The organism is Mesobacillus sp. (assembly GCF_047739415.1).
Lineage (GTDB): Bacteria > Bacillota > Bacilli > Bacillales > Cytobacillaceae > Mesobacillus.
In genome coordinates this window covers 1-15594 of record NZ_JBIQOE010000078.1, presented here as the reverse complement: position 1 = coordinate 15594, position 15594 = coordinate 1, and the positions used below count along the sequence as shown (strand labels likewise).

The 15594-nt window shown below is 40.3% G+C and carries 14 protein-coding genes and 1 other RNA gene; 14 read left to right on the top strand and 1 reads right to left on the bottom strand.

Features of this window, described 5'->3' with window-relative positions; translation table 11 throughout:
• The 13 genes from rnr to ACH0QE_RS06895 all read left to right on the top strand — a co-directional run.
• Window positions 1-2044: ribonuclease R (gene rnr, locus ACH0QE_RS06955; protein WP_415799979.1), on the top strand; the 2044-nt coding region annotated here is incomplete at its 5' end.
• Between the two features lie 123 nt (window positions 2045-2167).
• On the top strand, window positions 2168-2635 hold the full coding sequence (smpB, locus tag ACH0QE_RS06950; RefSeq protein WP_023613945.1) for an SsrA-binding protein SmpB: 468 nt from the start codon (window positions 2168-2170) through the stop codon (window positions 2633-2635).
• Between the two features lie 157 nt (window positions 2636-2792).
• Window positions 2793-3128: a transfer-messenger RNA gene (gene ssrA, locus ACH0QE_RS06945) on the top strand.
• Between the two features lie 953 nt (window positions 3129-4081).
• Window positions 4082-6013, top strand: coding sequence for an LTA synthase family protein (locus ACH0QE_RS06940; RefSeq protein ID WP_415799978.1), 1932 nt, complete (start codon window positions 4082-4084; stop codon window positions 6011-6013).
• A 265-nt stretch (window positions 6014-6278) separates the two neighbouring features.
• On the top strand, window positions 6279-6959 hold the full coding sequence (locus ACH0QE_RS06935; protein ID WP_415799977.1) for a DsbA family protein: 681 nt from the start codon (window positions 6279-6281) through the stop codon (window positions 6957-6959).
• Window positions 6959-7384 (top strand): disulfide oxidoreductase, encoded by a 426-nt coding sequence (locus tag ACH0QE_RS06930; RefSeq protein WP_415799976.1) that lies wholly within the window; start codon window positions 6959-6961, stop codon window positions 7382-7384. Before ACH0QE_RS06935 ends, ACH0QE_RS06930 begins: the two co-directional genes overlap by 1 nt.
• A 187-nt stretch (window positions 7385-7571) precedes the next feature.
• On the top strand, window positions 7572-7940 hold the full coding sequence (locus tag ACH0QE_RS06925) for an ArsR/SmtB family transcription factor (RefSeq protein ID WP_415799975.1): 369 nt from the start codon (window positions 7572-7574) through the stop codon (window positions 7938-7940).
• A complete protein-coding gene (locus tag ACH0QE_RS06920; protein ID WP_415799974.1) occupies window positions 7933-10077 on the top strand; it encodes a heavy metal translocating P-type ATPase in 2145 nt (714 codons plus the stop codon). Before ACH0QE_RS06925 ends, ACH0QE_RS06920 begins: the two co-directional genes overlap by 8 nt.
• A 21-nt stretch (window positions 10078-10098) precedes the next feature.
• Window positions 10099-10713, top strand: a complete 615-nt coding sequence (locus ACH0QE_RS06915; protein WP_415799973.1) for a class I SAM-dependent methyltransferase — start codon at window positions 10099-10101, stop codon at window positions 10711-10713.
• A gap of 231 nt (window positions 10714-10944) precedes the next feature.
• Window positions 10945-11325, top strand: a complete 381-nt coding sequence (locus ACH0QE_RS06910) for a FixH family protein (protein WP_415799972.1) — start codon at window positions 10945-10947, stop codon at window positions 11323-11325.
• Window positions 11326-11338: 13 nt separating this feature from the next.
• Window positions 11339-11920 carry a copper resistance CopC family protein gene (locus tag ACH0QE_RS06905; protein ID WP_415799971.1) on the top strand — a complete coding sequence of 194 codons (582 nt, stop codon included), beginning with the start codon at window positions 11339-11341 and terminating at the stop codon, window positions 11918-11920.
• Window positions 11917-12987, top strand: coding sequence for a copper resistance D family protein (locus ACH0QE_RS06900; RefSeq protein WP_415799970.1), 1071 nt, complete (start codon window positions 11917-11919; stop codon window positions 12985-12987). The genes ACH0QE_RS06905 and ACH0QE_RS06900 overlap by 4 nt, the downstream gene beginning before the upstream one ends.
• Before the next feature lie 24 nt (window positions 12988-13011).
• Window positions 13012-13179: a hypothetical protein gene (locus ACH0QE_RS06895; protein WP_415799969.1), complete on the top strand. Its 168-nt coding sequence runs from the start codon at window positions 13012-13014 to the stop codon at window positions 13177-13179.
• Here ACH0QE_RS06895 and ACH0QE_RS06890 read toward each other — a convergent pair.
• Entirely contained in the window at window positions 13172-14032 is an 861-nt protein-coding gene (locus tag ACH0QE_RS06890) for a cation diffusion facilitator family transporter (RefSeq protein ID WP_415799968.1), read from the bottom strand. The two genes, ACH0QE_RS06895 and ACH0QE_RS06890, sit on opposite strands and share 8 nt — an antisense overlap.
• A 229-nt stretch (window positions 14033-14261) precedes the next feature.
• Between ACH0QE_RS06890 and ACH0QE_RS06885 the strand changes: the two genes are divergently transcribed.
• Window positions 14262-15185 (top strand): cation diffusion facilitator family transporter, encoded by a 924-nt coding sequence (locus ACH0QE_RS06885; protein ID WP_415799967.1) that lies wholly within the window; start codon window positions 14262-14264, stop codon window positions 15183-15185.
• Window positions 15186-15594 lie beyond the last annotated feature (409 nt).

Sequence of the window (15594 nt, the reverse complement as noted above, 5' to 3'; positions counted from 1 at the left end):
GCGAGTCTCATCGGACAGTTCTGGCCAGCGTCGTGAAGGGACAGTTGTGCGTATTCTTGAAAGAGGCGTCTCACAAATTGTTGGTACCTATACCGAAAGCAAGCACTATGGTTTTGTGATACCGGATGATAAAAAGTTCACGAGTGACATCTTCATTCCAAAAGAGGCAGGGATGGGTGCAGTCGAAGGGCATAAGGTCGTCGTAAAACTGACGAGCTATCCAGAGGGCCGCAAAAGTGCTGAGGGTGAGGTTACCGCGATCCTCGGTCATAAAAATGACCCTGGCGTCGATATCCTGTCCGTCATCCATAAGCACGGACTGCCAATGGAGTTCCCAGATGAGGTACTTAAGCAGGCGAATGAAGCGCCGGACCAGATCAATGAGAGCGAGATTGCGAACCGCCGCGACTTGCGTGATGAAGTCATCGTCACAATTGACGGCGCAGATGCAAAGGACCTCGATGATGCAGTCCAGGTTACTAGGCTTGAAAACGGCAATTATAAACTTGGTGTCCATATCGCCGATGTTACGTACTATGTAACCGAGGACTCACCGATTGACCGCGAAGCAGAAGACCGTGCTACTAGTGTGTATTTAGTTGACCGGGTAATCCCGATGATTCCGCACCGCTTATCGAACGGTATTTGCTCGCTAAATCCGAAGGTCGACCGCCTGACGCTATCTTGTAATATGGAGATCACTTCTGACGGTCAGGTTGTAGATCATGAAATCTACCAGAGTGTCATCAAGACGACGGAGCGGATGACGTATTTCGATGTGAACAGGATTCTCGTTGATCAAGACGAAGAAACGCGCTCACGTTACGAATCTCTTGTGCCAATGTTCGAGATGATGGAAGAGCTTGCTGCTATCCTTCGTAAAAAAAGGATGGAAAGAGGCGCCATCGATTTTGATTTTAAAGAATCAAAGGTACTGGTTGATGAAGAAGGCCACCCAACGGATGTCGTTTTACGGGAGCGTTCTGTCGCTGAAAAGCTGATTGAAGAATTCATGCTGGCAGCGAACGAAACGGTAGCTGAGCATTTCCACTGGCTTGATGTGCCATTCATCTATCGTATTCACGAAGATCCAAAAGAGGATAAGCTGAGAAAATTCTTTGATTTCATTACCAACTTCGGATACCTTGTCAGAGGATCCGCAAACGGAGTACATCCAAGAGCGCTGCAGGAAATCATCGAAGAAGTCCAGGGCAAGCCGGAGGAAATGGTGGTTTCAACTGTCATGCTCCGTTCGATGCAGCAGGCGAAATATTATCCAGAAAGCCTTGGACACTTTGGTCTTTCAACAGAGTTCTATACTCACTTTACATCACCAATCCGTCGTTATCCTGACTTGATTGTCCACCGCTTGATCAGGACCTACTTGATCGAGGGTAAGCTTGACCAGGCAACGAAGGAAAAATGGAATGCGATGCTGCCGGATATTGCCGAGCATTCATCCAATATGGAGCGCCGTGCTGTTGAGGCTGAGCGTGAAACAGATGAACTGAAGAAAGCTGAGTACATGGAAGATAAAGTTGGTACGGAATACGATGGCATCATCAGTTCCGTTACGAACTTTGGGATGTTCGTCGAGCTTCCTAACACAATCGAAGGCCTGGTACATGTCAGCTACATGACAGATGATTATTACCGCTATGATGAACGCCATCTGGCGATGATTGGCGAGCGAACAGGCAATGTCTTCCGAATCGGGGATGAAATTACTGTCCGAGTCATCAAGGTGAACAAAGATGAGCGCTCCATTGATTTTGAAATCGTTGGCATGAAGGGCACGCCAAGACGTGAGCGTCCGGCCCAGCCAAAGATCTTCAAAACGGGCAGCAGCGAGAAAAAGCCGCGCCGCGGTAAAGAAGAAGAAGGCAAGCGAGGCGGCAGAGGTTCGGGCGGTGGAAGAGGATCAGGAGGAGGCAGAAATGGCTCCGGTTCCGGTTCAGGCTCCGGTTCAAAACCAAAGAGCAAGAAGAAAAAGTTCTTTGAGAACGCCCCGGCCGCGAAACGTAAATCTAAAAAGAGAAAATAGGCAACTGAAAAAGAGAGCTCCTGCTGAAGGGGCTCTCTGTTGCCCTCCAGACAGCCTTGTGCTTTTCATTGTGGGAGAATGGGATATTTGCTAAAATGAGAGAAATAGAAGGGGGAAGTTTTTATGCCAAAAGGTGAGGGAAAAGTCGTCGCACAGAATAAAAAAGCAAACCACGACTATTTCATCGAAGAAACGTATGAAGCCGGAGTTGTCCTTCAGGGAACAGAGATTAAATCAATCCGTAACGGACGCGTCCAGCTAAAAGATTCCTACGCAAAAGTCCATAATGGTGAGCTGTTCTTATATAACCTGCACATCAGCCCGTATGAACAGGGAAACCGTTATAACCATGACCCGCTGCGCACAAGGAAACTTTTGCTTCACAAGCGCCAAATCGCTCAGCTGATCGGTGAAACAAAGGAAGCAGGATATGCGCTTGTGCCGTTGAAGATTTACCTGAAGAACGGTTATGCGAAGGTTTTAATCGGCTTGGGTAAGGGTAAAAAGAATTATGACAAGCGTGAGACTCTGAAGAAGAAGGAAGCAGGCCGTGATATCGAGCGTGCATTCCGCGAACGTCAGAAAATGTAAGCTTGTCAGCTGAGGAAGAGTGTACCAGTTGAAAAAAGTACTCAGTGTGTTATAATAATAACTGTCACCACGAGTGACAACATAACTTAATGCTCGGCTTATCCGAGTTCTCCTAACGTCTGTATCACAGATACAGCAACCTTTTATATGGGGACGTTACGGATTCGACAGGGGTAGTTTGAGCTTAAGTGGCGAGTCGAGGGGATCGGCCTCGTAAAAACGTCAACGCCTATAACTGGCAAAGAAAACAACAACTTCGCTTTCGCAGCTTAATACTGCATAGCGGTTCGCCCCTCCATCGCCCATGTGGTAGGGTAGCGGACTCACTCTAAGTGGGCTACGCCGGATTCCACCGCCTGAGGATGAAGGAAGAGAATAACCAGGCTAGCTGGCCGGCCGCCTGTCGGTAGGCAAAAGGACCAGCGAATCGCCAATATGCCGACTACACTCGTAGAAGCTTAAGTGCCAATATCTTTGGACGTGGGTTCGATTAGTAATTAGTCGCCTTGCGTGGCAACACGCAAGTGAAAATCCGGCTTTATCGGTGAAACCTAAGTCGCATCAGCGATAGGGCAATGCCGAGTGGTATGTGGAGCAATCCAACAGCCATGTATCGACTTATAGGCTGCCAACCTGGCAGTACTAGGATGCGTGATCTATCCGGGAGTCCGGATAAAACTATATCTCGCATAATACGCCGGAGGACCTGTAGAAGCAGGTTCAAGATATAGTCAGTGCCATGTCGAAAGCATGGAATAGCACGTCCCACCGTCTCCACCAATACAAATGTTGGTGGATTTTTATTTTTAGTGTGTGAATTGAACCATAATATTGCCGTTTTGGCAATGATATGCTCAATAAACTTTAGGCAAAAATATGCTTAACTAACCAGTGCGAAGAGTGTAACTTTAATCATACAAATGATTTTTAAAAAGCATAAGCTAGTGACCAAGAGCTCATGCTTTTTATATTTGAGGTAGTGTTGTTTCACTTAATTAATTGGAAATTGATTTTACTTACATTAGTTGGAAAGTGTTATACCTGTAAACCTTGAAAATTATCGTCACCCTTATTTGGACCATGGAAACCAAATAAGCTCTTTTGGCAAGACCAGCCCTATGTTCATTGGAACCTACTTTAATTAACGCTTAGCCCTTTGGGATATGGAAGAAAGCTAAAAATCAAAGTGTTCCCTTCAGGATCTTACTGAGTTTGAAGGAGCACCATTCCTTCACTTAGTATCGTAAATTATCGAAACTTACAAATGGCCACCTAACAGCCAATCTCTTCACGTGGAGGTTACGTGTAATAAATGGAGAACTGACCAAGTGGGAAACATTTCTATCTCCTTTGTTTGCTGAATAATATTTGAAGGAAATGTTCGCGATATGCTATCCTTGTATAAATTCAGTCACTATTATCTTATTTTAACAAGCAGGTGATTACATGAAAAAAACACTTTATAATAATTATTTAGGATTCTTCTTTTTAGCGGTTACGCTTCTATGGATTAAAACATACCTTGCTCAACTGACACAGTTCAGCTTGGGAATTGAAGGTGAGTTACAAAAATTTTTACTATTCCTGAATCCCTTAGGGTCTATAATCCTTATACTGTCTCTAACCTTCTTATTAAAGGGAAGAAAAAAATACTATGGCGTTATTGGTCTATCATCTATTATGTCTCTCCTATTGTATGCTAATGTTCTTTACTACCGATTTTTCAATGATTACATTACGTTGCCTACAATCACTCAGGCTCAAAATTTTGGAGATGTCAGCGGCAGTATCGGCTCACTGTTAAGAGGTTATGATATCTTGTTTTTTATGGATTTAGTAGTGCTCTTAGCATTGCTTCTATCTGGAACGATAAAACTTGATAACTCAAAGACTAGTAAAAGGTTACCAGTCGCTGTCGTATCTATTGCGTTAGGCGTATCATTTTTCAATCTTGCCCTAGCGGAAAAGGATCGACCTCAATTATTGACAAGAGGGTTCGACCGTAATTATATAGTGAAGTATTTAGGTATGTATAACTATACGCTATATGATGCTGTCATTAGCACTAAAGCATCCGCACAACGGGTCCTTGCGGATAGCGATGATATTACAGAGGTAATCAACTTTACGAAATCGAACCATGCTCGGCCAAACCCTGAATATTTTGGAGCCGGAAAAGGGATGAATGTCATCTACTTCCATTTGGAGTCAATGCAGAATTTTTTGATAGACTACAAGATGAACGGTGAGGAAGTAACGCCGTTCCTAAATTCGTTAAAGCGAGATCCAAATACTCTTTATTTTAATAACTTTTTTCACCAAACGGCACAGGGGAAAACCTCGGATGCAGAATTCATCCTTGAGAATTCGCTTTATGGTTTGCCACAAGGCTCTGCTTTTACAACAAAGAGTTTAAATACGTACCAAGCAGCCCCTGCTATTTTAGGGCAGCAAGGTTATACGTCAGCAGTGTTCCATTCAAATGGCGGAAGCTTTTGGAATAGGAATGAAGTTTATAAATCATTTGGTTACAATAAGTTTTTTGATTCTAGCTATTACGAGATGCAAAATGAAAAAAATCTAACTGATTACGGATTAATGGATAAGCCATTTTATCAGCAATCCATTCCGTTATTGGAGTCGTTGCAGCAACCGTTTTATGCGAAATTCATTCCAGTCACCCATCATTTTCCTTACAAAATTGATGACTCTGAGGCAACGATTCCACCAAACACAACGGGCGATCCAACAGTTGATGGTTATTTCCAAACGGCACGATATGCAGATGAAGCACTAGAGCAGTTCTTTAATTATTTAAAGGAATCGGGTTTATACGATAATTCCATCATCGTTATGTATGGAGATCATTATGGGAATTCAGAGAATCGTAATAAGGCGATGGGCGAAGTAATCGGCAAGGAGATTACTCCTTTTGAAAATGCAGGTTTGCAGCGAGTTCCTCTTTTCATTCGGGTTCCAGGAATTGAAGGTGGGATAAATAGTGAATACGGAGGACAAATCGATCTCCTGCCAACTCTACTTCACTTGCTCGGCAAAGATACCAAGAATTATATACAGTTTGGTACAGATCTTTTATCGGAGGAACATGATGAACTGGTCCCATTTCGAAATGGAGATTTTGTCAGTCCATCATTAACATTCGTGGATGGAAAAGTATACGATTCTGCCACTGGAGTAGAAGTTGAGGATGATGCTAACCTGGAATTAGCTAAAAAATATCAGAAAGCTGCAGAAGGTAAGCTACTGTTATCTGACAGCGTCATTAATGGGGATTTGCTCCGATTTTATACACCTGCCGATTTCATTCCGGTAGATCGGTCGCGTTATAATTACGAAAAGATTTATCCGAACGAGTAAATATGAAGGTGTCCCGTAATTTGATCATACAGGGGCACCACTTTTTTTTGAATTTATTCATATATTGCGCGAGTGTAATGTGAGTCCTTCGGGAATTTTGATAAACGTTTCCTATGGGCTATATTAAGCTGTTATTAGTTTATCAATCTTTCATATTAGCTTTTAGAAGTCATAAAATATTCAAAACTTAATTTGAATAACAATAGTCTATTTGTTAAAATTAAGGCTGTCGGCAAACTCATGAAAGCTTTACAGGAGGATAAACATGGTTCAAAAAAATAATTCATTCTTTAAAATGGCAGTCATTATAACCCTTGTTGTAGTAGTAGCTCTGGCAGCGTTAGTTATGATCAATTCGAAATCGGAAACAAATCCTGACACAACCACAGACAAATTACCGCCAATCGAAGGGCAGCCTACATTGGGGGCGGAGGATGCACCAGTTACTGTAGTCGAATTCGGTGATTATAAATGTCCAGCATGCAAAGCCTGGGGAGAACAATTCTTTCCTACATTAATTAAAGATTACATTGACCAGGGAAAAGTGAAATTTGTATACATCAATGTGCTGTTTCATGGTGAAGAATCTAAAGTGGGATCAGCTGCTGCAGAAGCTGTCTACAAACAGAGTCCTGAGGGTTATTGGCAATTCCATAAACAGTTATTCAGCGAACAGCCAGGTGCCGATCATGACTCTAACTGGCTTACAGAGGAAAAGGCGTTAGAAGTTGCTTCCACTATACCAGGGATTGATTTGGCGTTATTGGAAAAAGATATGCGGAGCCAGGAGATAGAAGATGAGTTGGACAAAGACACTGCACTAGTAGAGGAATTTAAAGTAGAGAAGACTCCAACCATTATGGTGAATGACACGATACTTGAAGATCCTTTTGATTATGAGTCGATCATTTCCTTAATAGAAGAAGGCTTAAAGGAAAAACAATAATGAAAAACGTAAATGGCGAGCAAATCTACCTTTATATAGCCTGGGTTATTTCACTGATGGCCACCCTGGGCAGTCTCTATTTCAGTGAAATAGCAGGCTTTATTCCCTGTGAGTTATGCTGGTACCAACGCATTCTTATGTATCCTTTGGTGGTGCTATTAGGAATTGCGACATTTCAAAATGATACAGCTGTAAAAAAATTCGTATTGCCTTTAGCTGTCATAGGTTGGCTGATATCTCTTAATCACTACCTAGTACAAAAGCTTCCTGGATTTGCACAAGTTAAACCTTGTGTCAGTGGTGTTCCATGTACGGCACAATATATTAATTGGCTTGGTTTTATAACTATACCATTCTTAGCATTCACAGCATTTACTCTTATTATCATTTTTATGGCTCTATTGATTAAGCGCAAGAAACGATGAAATAGCGAGCTGTCCCTTTTTTTAATGGGTCGGCTCTTTTTGTTTTTTGGTCGCTTCATACTCGGGCTGGTTATTCGAGCTGCTTTTGAGGGAAATTAAAAATTATTATCTTTGACATTCAAATTGATTCTTGAATATAATGTATTCAAACGTCCATTTGAATGGTGGTGAAACGGAGGTGATCAATTTGAAGGAAATCGATGTATGTCAAGTGGCATGTGTGGATCAAGAAAGGGTTGATCGGGTAAAAGCAATACTTAATCCTAAAGTGACAAAAGATGTGGCCAAGATTTTTAAGGCGTTATCCGATGATACCAGAATGAAAATAGCCTACTCTCTATATTTGGAGGATGAGCTTTGTGTATGTGATGTTGGCAATATTGTAGGGGCTTCAACTGCAACTGCTTCACATCACTTGCGTTTACTTAAAAATATGGGTTTGGCTAAGTATAGAAAGGAAGGGAAATTGGTTTTTTATTCTCTTACGGATGAACATGTAAAACAATTGATTAGTATTGCATTTGAACATCAAAAGGAGTTGAGTACCCTTGACTGAGGCTTTAGAACAGAATCTTAATGCAGAGAAGACGGTTTATCGCATCGAAGGATTTTCTTGAGCGGGCTGCGCTAGAACGTTCGAGAAGAACGTAAAGCACCTGGATGGTGTTTTGGATGCAAGTGTAAACTTCGGTGCCTCAAAAATAACGGTGGTTGGAAACACAACGATTGAAAAGCTGGAAGAGGCTGGAGCTTTTGAAAATTTGAAGATCTATCCTGAAAAAGGTGAGATACAACGGCAGAAAAAACAACCGTTTTGGAAGGAATATTCCACGGTTTTGGCTTCATTCCTGTTTGTGATTTTAGGATATTTCTCTCAATCGATTAATGGGGAAGAGAGTCTGCCAACCATCGCTGCTTTTCTGGCAGCCATCTTAATCGGAGGATTTTCTTTATTTAAAACGGGTTTGAAAAATCTTTTCCGGTTAGAGTTCGACATGCGAACTCTCATGACGATTGCCATTATCGGTGCTGGCTTTATCGGCGAATGGACTGAGGGTGCCGTAGTTGTTATCTTATTTGCAATCTCTGAAGCGCTTGAGAAATATTCAATGGATAAGGCTCGGGCTTCGATTCGTTCATTAATGGATATCGCGCCAAAAGAAGCACTCATCCGTCGTAATGGTCAGGAACTATTGATTAAGGTAGATGATATTCAAATCGGTGATATCATGATTGTAAAGCCAGGTCAAAAAATTGCTATGGACGGAACTGTGGTTAAAGGATATTCATCCGTTAACCAGGCAGCAATAACTGGAGAATCCGTACCGCTGGAAAAATCAGTGGATGATGATGTTTTCGCAGGTACTTTGAATACAGAAGGCTTACTGGAAGTCAAAGTAACAAAAAGGGTCGATGATACAACAATTGCGAAAATCATTCACCTAGTAGAAGAAGCCCAAGCGGAGAGAGCACCCTCCCAGGCTTTTGTCGATAAGTTTGCAAAGTATTATACACCGGCCATTATTGTGATTGCTGCACTAGTGGCTATAATCCCGCCGCTTCTATTCCAGGCAGACTGGAGTGAGTGGATTTATCAAGGGCTTGCGGTCCTTGTTGTCGGCTGTCCTTGCGCACTTGTCATTTCGACGCCGGTTGCCATTGTAACTGCAATAGGAAATGCAGCAAGGAATGGAGTATTAATCAAAGGCGGAGTTTATCTTGAGGAAGCGGGTGGGCTTAACGCCATTGCATTTGATAAAACAGGTACTTTAACAAAAGGCATACCTGCAGTTACTGATTATGTAATGCTTGATAATGAGCAGAAGGAAAATGAGCTGCTAAGTATCATAGCTGCATTAGAATATAATTCTCAGCATCCTCTTGCTTCAGCGATAATAAAAAAAGCAGAGGAAAAAGAAATTTCTTTCAAGGACGTAGTTGTGGAGGATTTTTCATCGATTACAGGAAAAGGGATAAAAGGAACAATAAACGGATTAACCTACTTTATTGGAAATCCAAAGTTATTTGAAGAGTTGTTAAACCACAGTATTTCATCTGAAATTAGTAAAAAAATTAATGAATTACAGCTTCAAGGAAAAACAGTCATGGTTGTGGGCACTACGGATAGTATATCCGTGTTGATTGCAGTAGCAGATGAAGTTAGGGAAAGCAGCCGTTCCACTATCGCCAGACTGCATGAACTTGGAATAAAGAAGACCATCATGCTGACAGGTGACAATAAAGGGACTGGAAATGCAATTGGTGAATTGGTCGGAGTATCTGACATCGAAGCGGAACTTCTTCCACAGGATAAACTGGCATTTATCAAGAAACTGCGTGATGAACACGGTAAAGTGGCCATGGTTGGAGATGGGGTCAACGATGCACCTGCTCTAGCTACTGCCACTGTAGGAATCGCCATGGGAGGAGCAGGAACTGATACGGCTCTGGAAACTGCAGACATTGCTTTAATGGGCGATGATCTCAAGAAACTGCCGTTTACTATCAAGTTAAGCAGAAAAGCCTTAACGATCATCAAGCAAAACATTACATTCTCCCTGGCAATCAAGCTTATTGCACTTCTGCTAGTGATACCAGGATGGCTTACCCTATGGATCGCTATATTTGCCGACATGGGGGCTACTCTTATTGTCACTTTAAACGGTTTGCGACTTTTGAGGGTAAAAGAATAATTTAACGAACGGGGTAATCAGATGAATAATAATTGGAATCGATTCATCTATAAAATTTGGTCCCCCATCTACGATTACTTTTTTAATTCCGGACTATTTTTAGAAGCAAGAAAACGAGTTTTTCAAGATATAGAGTTTAAAGCAGGAGAATCCGTACTTTTCGTAGGGGTTGGCACAGGGGCGGATATCGATCAAGTTCCTTATAACAGCCTCAAGGTAACAGCCATAGACTTTTCAGAAGACATGCTAAATCAAGCAAGGAAGAAGTACGAAGGCGAAAAAATTGAATTTATACAAATGGATGCCCAAAGCATGAACCTGCCAGACAATACGTTTGATTATGTCATTGGCAGCTTGATATTAACTGTCGTTCCCGATGGCAAAAAAGCCCTTGATGAAATGACCCGTGTTACGAAATATGGTGGACAGATTGTTGTTTTTGATAAATTTGTTGACGGTAAGAAAGAACTTTCATTATCGAAAAGGTTAATCCGACCATTGATTAGACTATTGGGAACTGATATCGGTTTAACCTTTGAGTCCATCTCAAATGAGACGAAGAATATAAGACTAATAGAGAGAAAAGATTTATTATTTAATGGTATGTACCAAAAGATAGTATTAATAAAGGGTTAATTGGTGCATGGTGCCCACATTTGAAATGTTGAATGTGGGCTTTTTCATGCAAAAACTTATTTTATAAGGATAAACGATTCACTCTACACGTTGGTTAATTAAGGATGGTAAGCTATTTGCCTAAACGTATTGATTTATACTCTAAAAATTAGTAGTATTTTATATGATTGATTGCTCATATATTCACTATTGAAGAAAAGCCCTAAGCCTTGGAATAAGGAGTTGATTTAAATGAAATCCTTTCTAGTGATATTATTCACCTCTATCATTTTTATATTGGGAGGGTGTGCACAGGAAAGCAAAGAAGAATCCCTTCCTGAAATGGTTGATGTTGAAATTGTAATACCTGAGGTAATAAAAAAAGGGGAAACTGTAGCATTGAAAGCCCGAATTACTCAGGGAAAAGAAGATGTGAATGATGCTGACTCTGTACAATTTGAGATTTGGAAAGAAGGCCAGGAAACTCATGAAAAGCTAGACGCCAAAAATACTGAATCTGGAATCTATGCCATACAAAAGTCTTTTTCCGAGGCAGGAAAGTATACTATTATCGCGCATGTAACTGCCAGAGATATGCACAACATGCCCAAAATGGAATTTATAGTTGAATAGGTGGTTTTCGAAAATGAAAAAAATCTGGATGATAGCAATCCTTATTTTCATTAGCTTTAATTCAAAAATAGAGGTCTTCGCCCATTCTTATACAAAAGAATCCAACCCGGCAGAAGGGGAGATTGTAGAGGAACCGCTTGATATGATAGACATCACCTTTGAAACAGAAATTGAAACAATTGGTGAGCTTTTCTTAACACATAATAACGAGACATACCAAGTGGAAAATATTACGATTGAGGAAGATAAGTTAATTGCGAAATTCGATAAGCCATTAGAAAACGGGGAGTACAAGGCTAATTGGAAAATAGTCGGAGAAGATGGCCATCCATTGGAAGGAACCATTTCTTTTACCGTTCAAGTACCTGATCAATCTAAAACTGAAACTTCCACCAGAGAAGAAACCGAGAACCAAACTGAAGACTCAGAGCAGGAGGCTCAAGAACCAAGAAAGAAAGAAGACACTGTTCCCCTTAACGAACAAAAAAATCAAAATGGAATTGTAAATTCAAATTTCCAAAAGTGGTTTTTGCCTGTAGCAGCCTTAACCATACTAATTATGGCCTTCTTTATTTTCAGAAAGGGTAAAAAATGACCTTTTATCTAATAGTATCTGAAACTGTTCTGTACCTCTCCTTTTCTATTTTAGTTGGAGCTATGATTTTTCAGCTCGTTCCTGTAAATTTTAAACCAAAAATTGAAATTCCAAGAGCAGTATATTTTCTATCGATACTGGGAATCATTTTTGCTTCAATAGGGCCAGTAGTTCAAGTGATTTTCTACTTTATAGAAGCTTTAGGTTTTTGGGAAACATTACGTTCAGTTCTATTTGATTTTGAAGTAGGGAAAGCTTGGATGTTTACTTCATGGGTAGGACTGCTTTTATACTTCATGATTTTATTTAATAAATCCAAGTATTTTCAAACTTTTCTAGTTCTATTGTTAATTATTGCCGTTGGATATTCGAGCCATGCTGCAAGTTTGTCCTTTTGGTATGGCCTGACATCCCACACAATACATTTTCTTGGAGTAGTGGTTTGGACAGGTATATTATTGATTGTTTCTTTATTCTCTAAGGACGTGCGTAACTGGAGTAAATTTTTGTCTTGGTTTACACCTACAGCTATTCTTTGTCTGATTTTAATTATTGTCAGTGGTTTCATGACCATGAAACTGGTTGTGGACCCTAAAGATTATGTCTCTTCTTGGATGCTTCCATATGGACAGGCTTTATTAGTTAAACATATACTTATAATTCCTCTATTAGTTTTTGCATTTATCAATGGAATATTGATGAAAAAACAGGCAGAGCATCCAGGTCCCTCAACAATTAAATGGATGAGAGCAGAGGGCATATTTATAACCTTGATATTTATTGTGACTGGTGCACTGGGAATTCAATCTCCACCGCATGATATAGAATCAATGATTAAAACAGAAGGCTATTCACAGTTGTATAAGTGGTTTCATCCCTTTCTAACTAATGATATAGTACAGTTAAATGTGGATGCCTCCTTTCTTTTTGGAGCATTCTTATCAACCATTTTATTGATTCTAATGGTACTCAGTTTTACTCGTAAAAACATGGTAGCAGGATCCGTGGTATTTGGATTATTTTTCGTATTTATCGCTTATATCGTACTTATGACAGCAGGTCATTAAATCACATTAGAAGGAGTGAGGAAAATGCAATTTGTTCTTGGTTTAAATATTTCTGAACTTTTCCCAACAGTAGCAGCATATTCAATTTTGTCACTTATGGCTATAGGGGTTATCTACTTATTTAAGAAAAAGTCGGATAAAGAACTAAAAGAATTGGAGGAAAAAATGGATTCAAAAGACAGGCTTAAATAGGTTCGATATGGATATGGACATGCCCGATTTTGTGGTATTCAAACAAGCGTTGTTCTACCAATTCTGATATAGCATGACCTTGAATGATTGACAGGTTTGAGTCAACGAAAATGGTTGCATCTACTGCTGTCTGGTTTCCATATAATCTTGCTTTAATATCTTTAGTGAACTTTACGCCTGGGGTATCATTGATTGTATCTTCAAATTCCTTAAGTGTCTGAACCTCAAAGCCATCAGTCAGGTCATGGGCAGCATTTTTGAAGATATCCCAGGCAGTATGACAAATGATCAAACCAACTAAGGCGGCTGTTAGCGGATCAAGCCATCCAATGCCGAAAAAAGCACCGATGATTCCTACTGCCGTTCCTATGCTGACTAAGGCGTCAGATTTATTATCCTGTGCCGCTGAATACAAGGCTTTGCTTCCGATTTCCTTGGATAGCTTGATATTTATCCGATATACATAAAACATGGCTATAGCACTGAACAAGGCGACGAATGAGGTAAATAGCTCCGGCTGACCCTCACCTGGTTTGTAGAATTTCTGGAAGGAATCCATTACAACTTGGACCCCTACAAAAAACATGATGAATGAAGCGATGAGGGACGAAATTGTTTCTGCCCTGGAGTGACCATATTTGTGGTTTTCATCAGCTGGCTTTTTTGAAATTTTTAACCCGATTAAAATGGCTACGGAAGCAAACACATCAGTAAAATTATTCAGTCCATCCGCTTTAAGAGCTTCAGAGTTCCCCAGGTTTGCCATGATCAACTTGAATGCAGCCAAAAAAATATAGGCAGAAATGCTGATCCAGGCGCCTTTTTCACCAGTTTTTACAGTAGAGTTCCCCATTTCCTGCTTCCTTTCTAATTTTCTGATTTGATTTCTATTTCTTTTCAACATGATTATTTACTTAACTACAATAATTATTCACAGGAAAGTGCTTTGAATAACAATAAAAGAGATAAAGAATAAAAAATTGCAACTAGGATAAAAATAAATGTCTCAAAAAGGATTGCAATACATCCATCATATGTTAATAATATATATATGAGCACATATTCATAAAAGGAGGTTCATTATGGGACACGGACATTCACACGCTCATGGACATAGTCATGGCCATGGAAATGCAAATAATAAAAAAGCACTGTTCCTTTCGTTTATTATTATAACCACGTACATGATTGTGGAAGTGATCGGCGGTATCATTACAAATAGTCTTGCCCTATTATCAGATGCAGGACATATGTTGAGTGACGCTGCAGCATTGGGATTAAGTTTAACGGCCATCAAACTTGGAGAACGAAAGGCGACGACAGGGAAAACATTTGGTTATAAAAGGTTTGAAATCATTGCAGCTGCACTTAACGGTGTCACATTAATATTGATTTCACTCTATATATTTTATGAAGCATATCAAAGGTTCCTTAACCCTCCAGAGGTAAAAAGCCTTGGCATGCTAACCATATCTATCATCGGGTTGATAGTCAATATCATAGCGGCATGGTTATTGATGAGAGGTGATAAGGATGAAAATTTAAATGTCAGAAGTGCTTTTTTACATGTTATAGGGGATATGCTTGGGTCGGTCGGTGCCATTTCGGCTGCATTGCTTATTTACTTTTTCGACTGGGGCATTGCCGACCCGATTGCGAGTGTGATCGTTTCGATATTGATCATCATCAGCGGCTGGAGAGTGACCAGGGATTCTTTCCACATCCTGATGGAAGGTACCCCGAGCAATATCGATTATGAGCAAGTGAAATCATCGCTGCATGCAATTCCCTATGTTCAAGACGTACATGATTTGCATGTTTGGTCCATTACTTCTGGGGTTCTTGTATTAAGCTGTCATATAACCATCCAGGATAATGGGAACCATGATGTCATTCTTCATGCAGCGCAGACGCTTCTCCATGACGAGTACGGAATTGACCATAGTACCATCCAAACGGAGAAATTGGAATTTGGTTGTCCAAGTCAGCATGGGACTTGTAACTAAAGGTCATAAAAACAGGAAGACTACCCTAGGGAAACTCCCTGGCAGTCTTCCTGTTTTTTTAATAGGATAAGAAAGTATAACATTTTTACTTCGAGAATTGTCTAGCTCCAGCGCCTAGCCCCTCGAGTCGCTTCGGTCCTGCCAATGAAGTCAAAGAACGACTTCACTGTCAGGCCCTCCAGCGCTTGTCGGGGCTGACCAAGGTGCTTGCGCTTTTCTTATAGTTAAGGAAACTACACTAGCGTTGCATAAAGAAAATTTATTCTTGTCAACCTCTAAATACCAACTAAAAACTAACATAAATGTTAAAAAAAACCTTTAATATATATATAAAAATCCTTATAATTAGTAGGAAGGTTAATGTCCTGTCCAAATCCTAATTATAAGGAGTTCCCATGGACAAGAATAA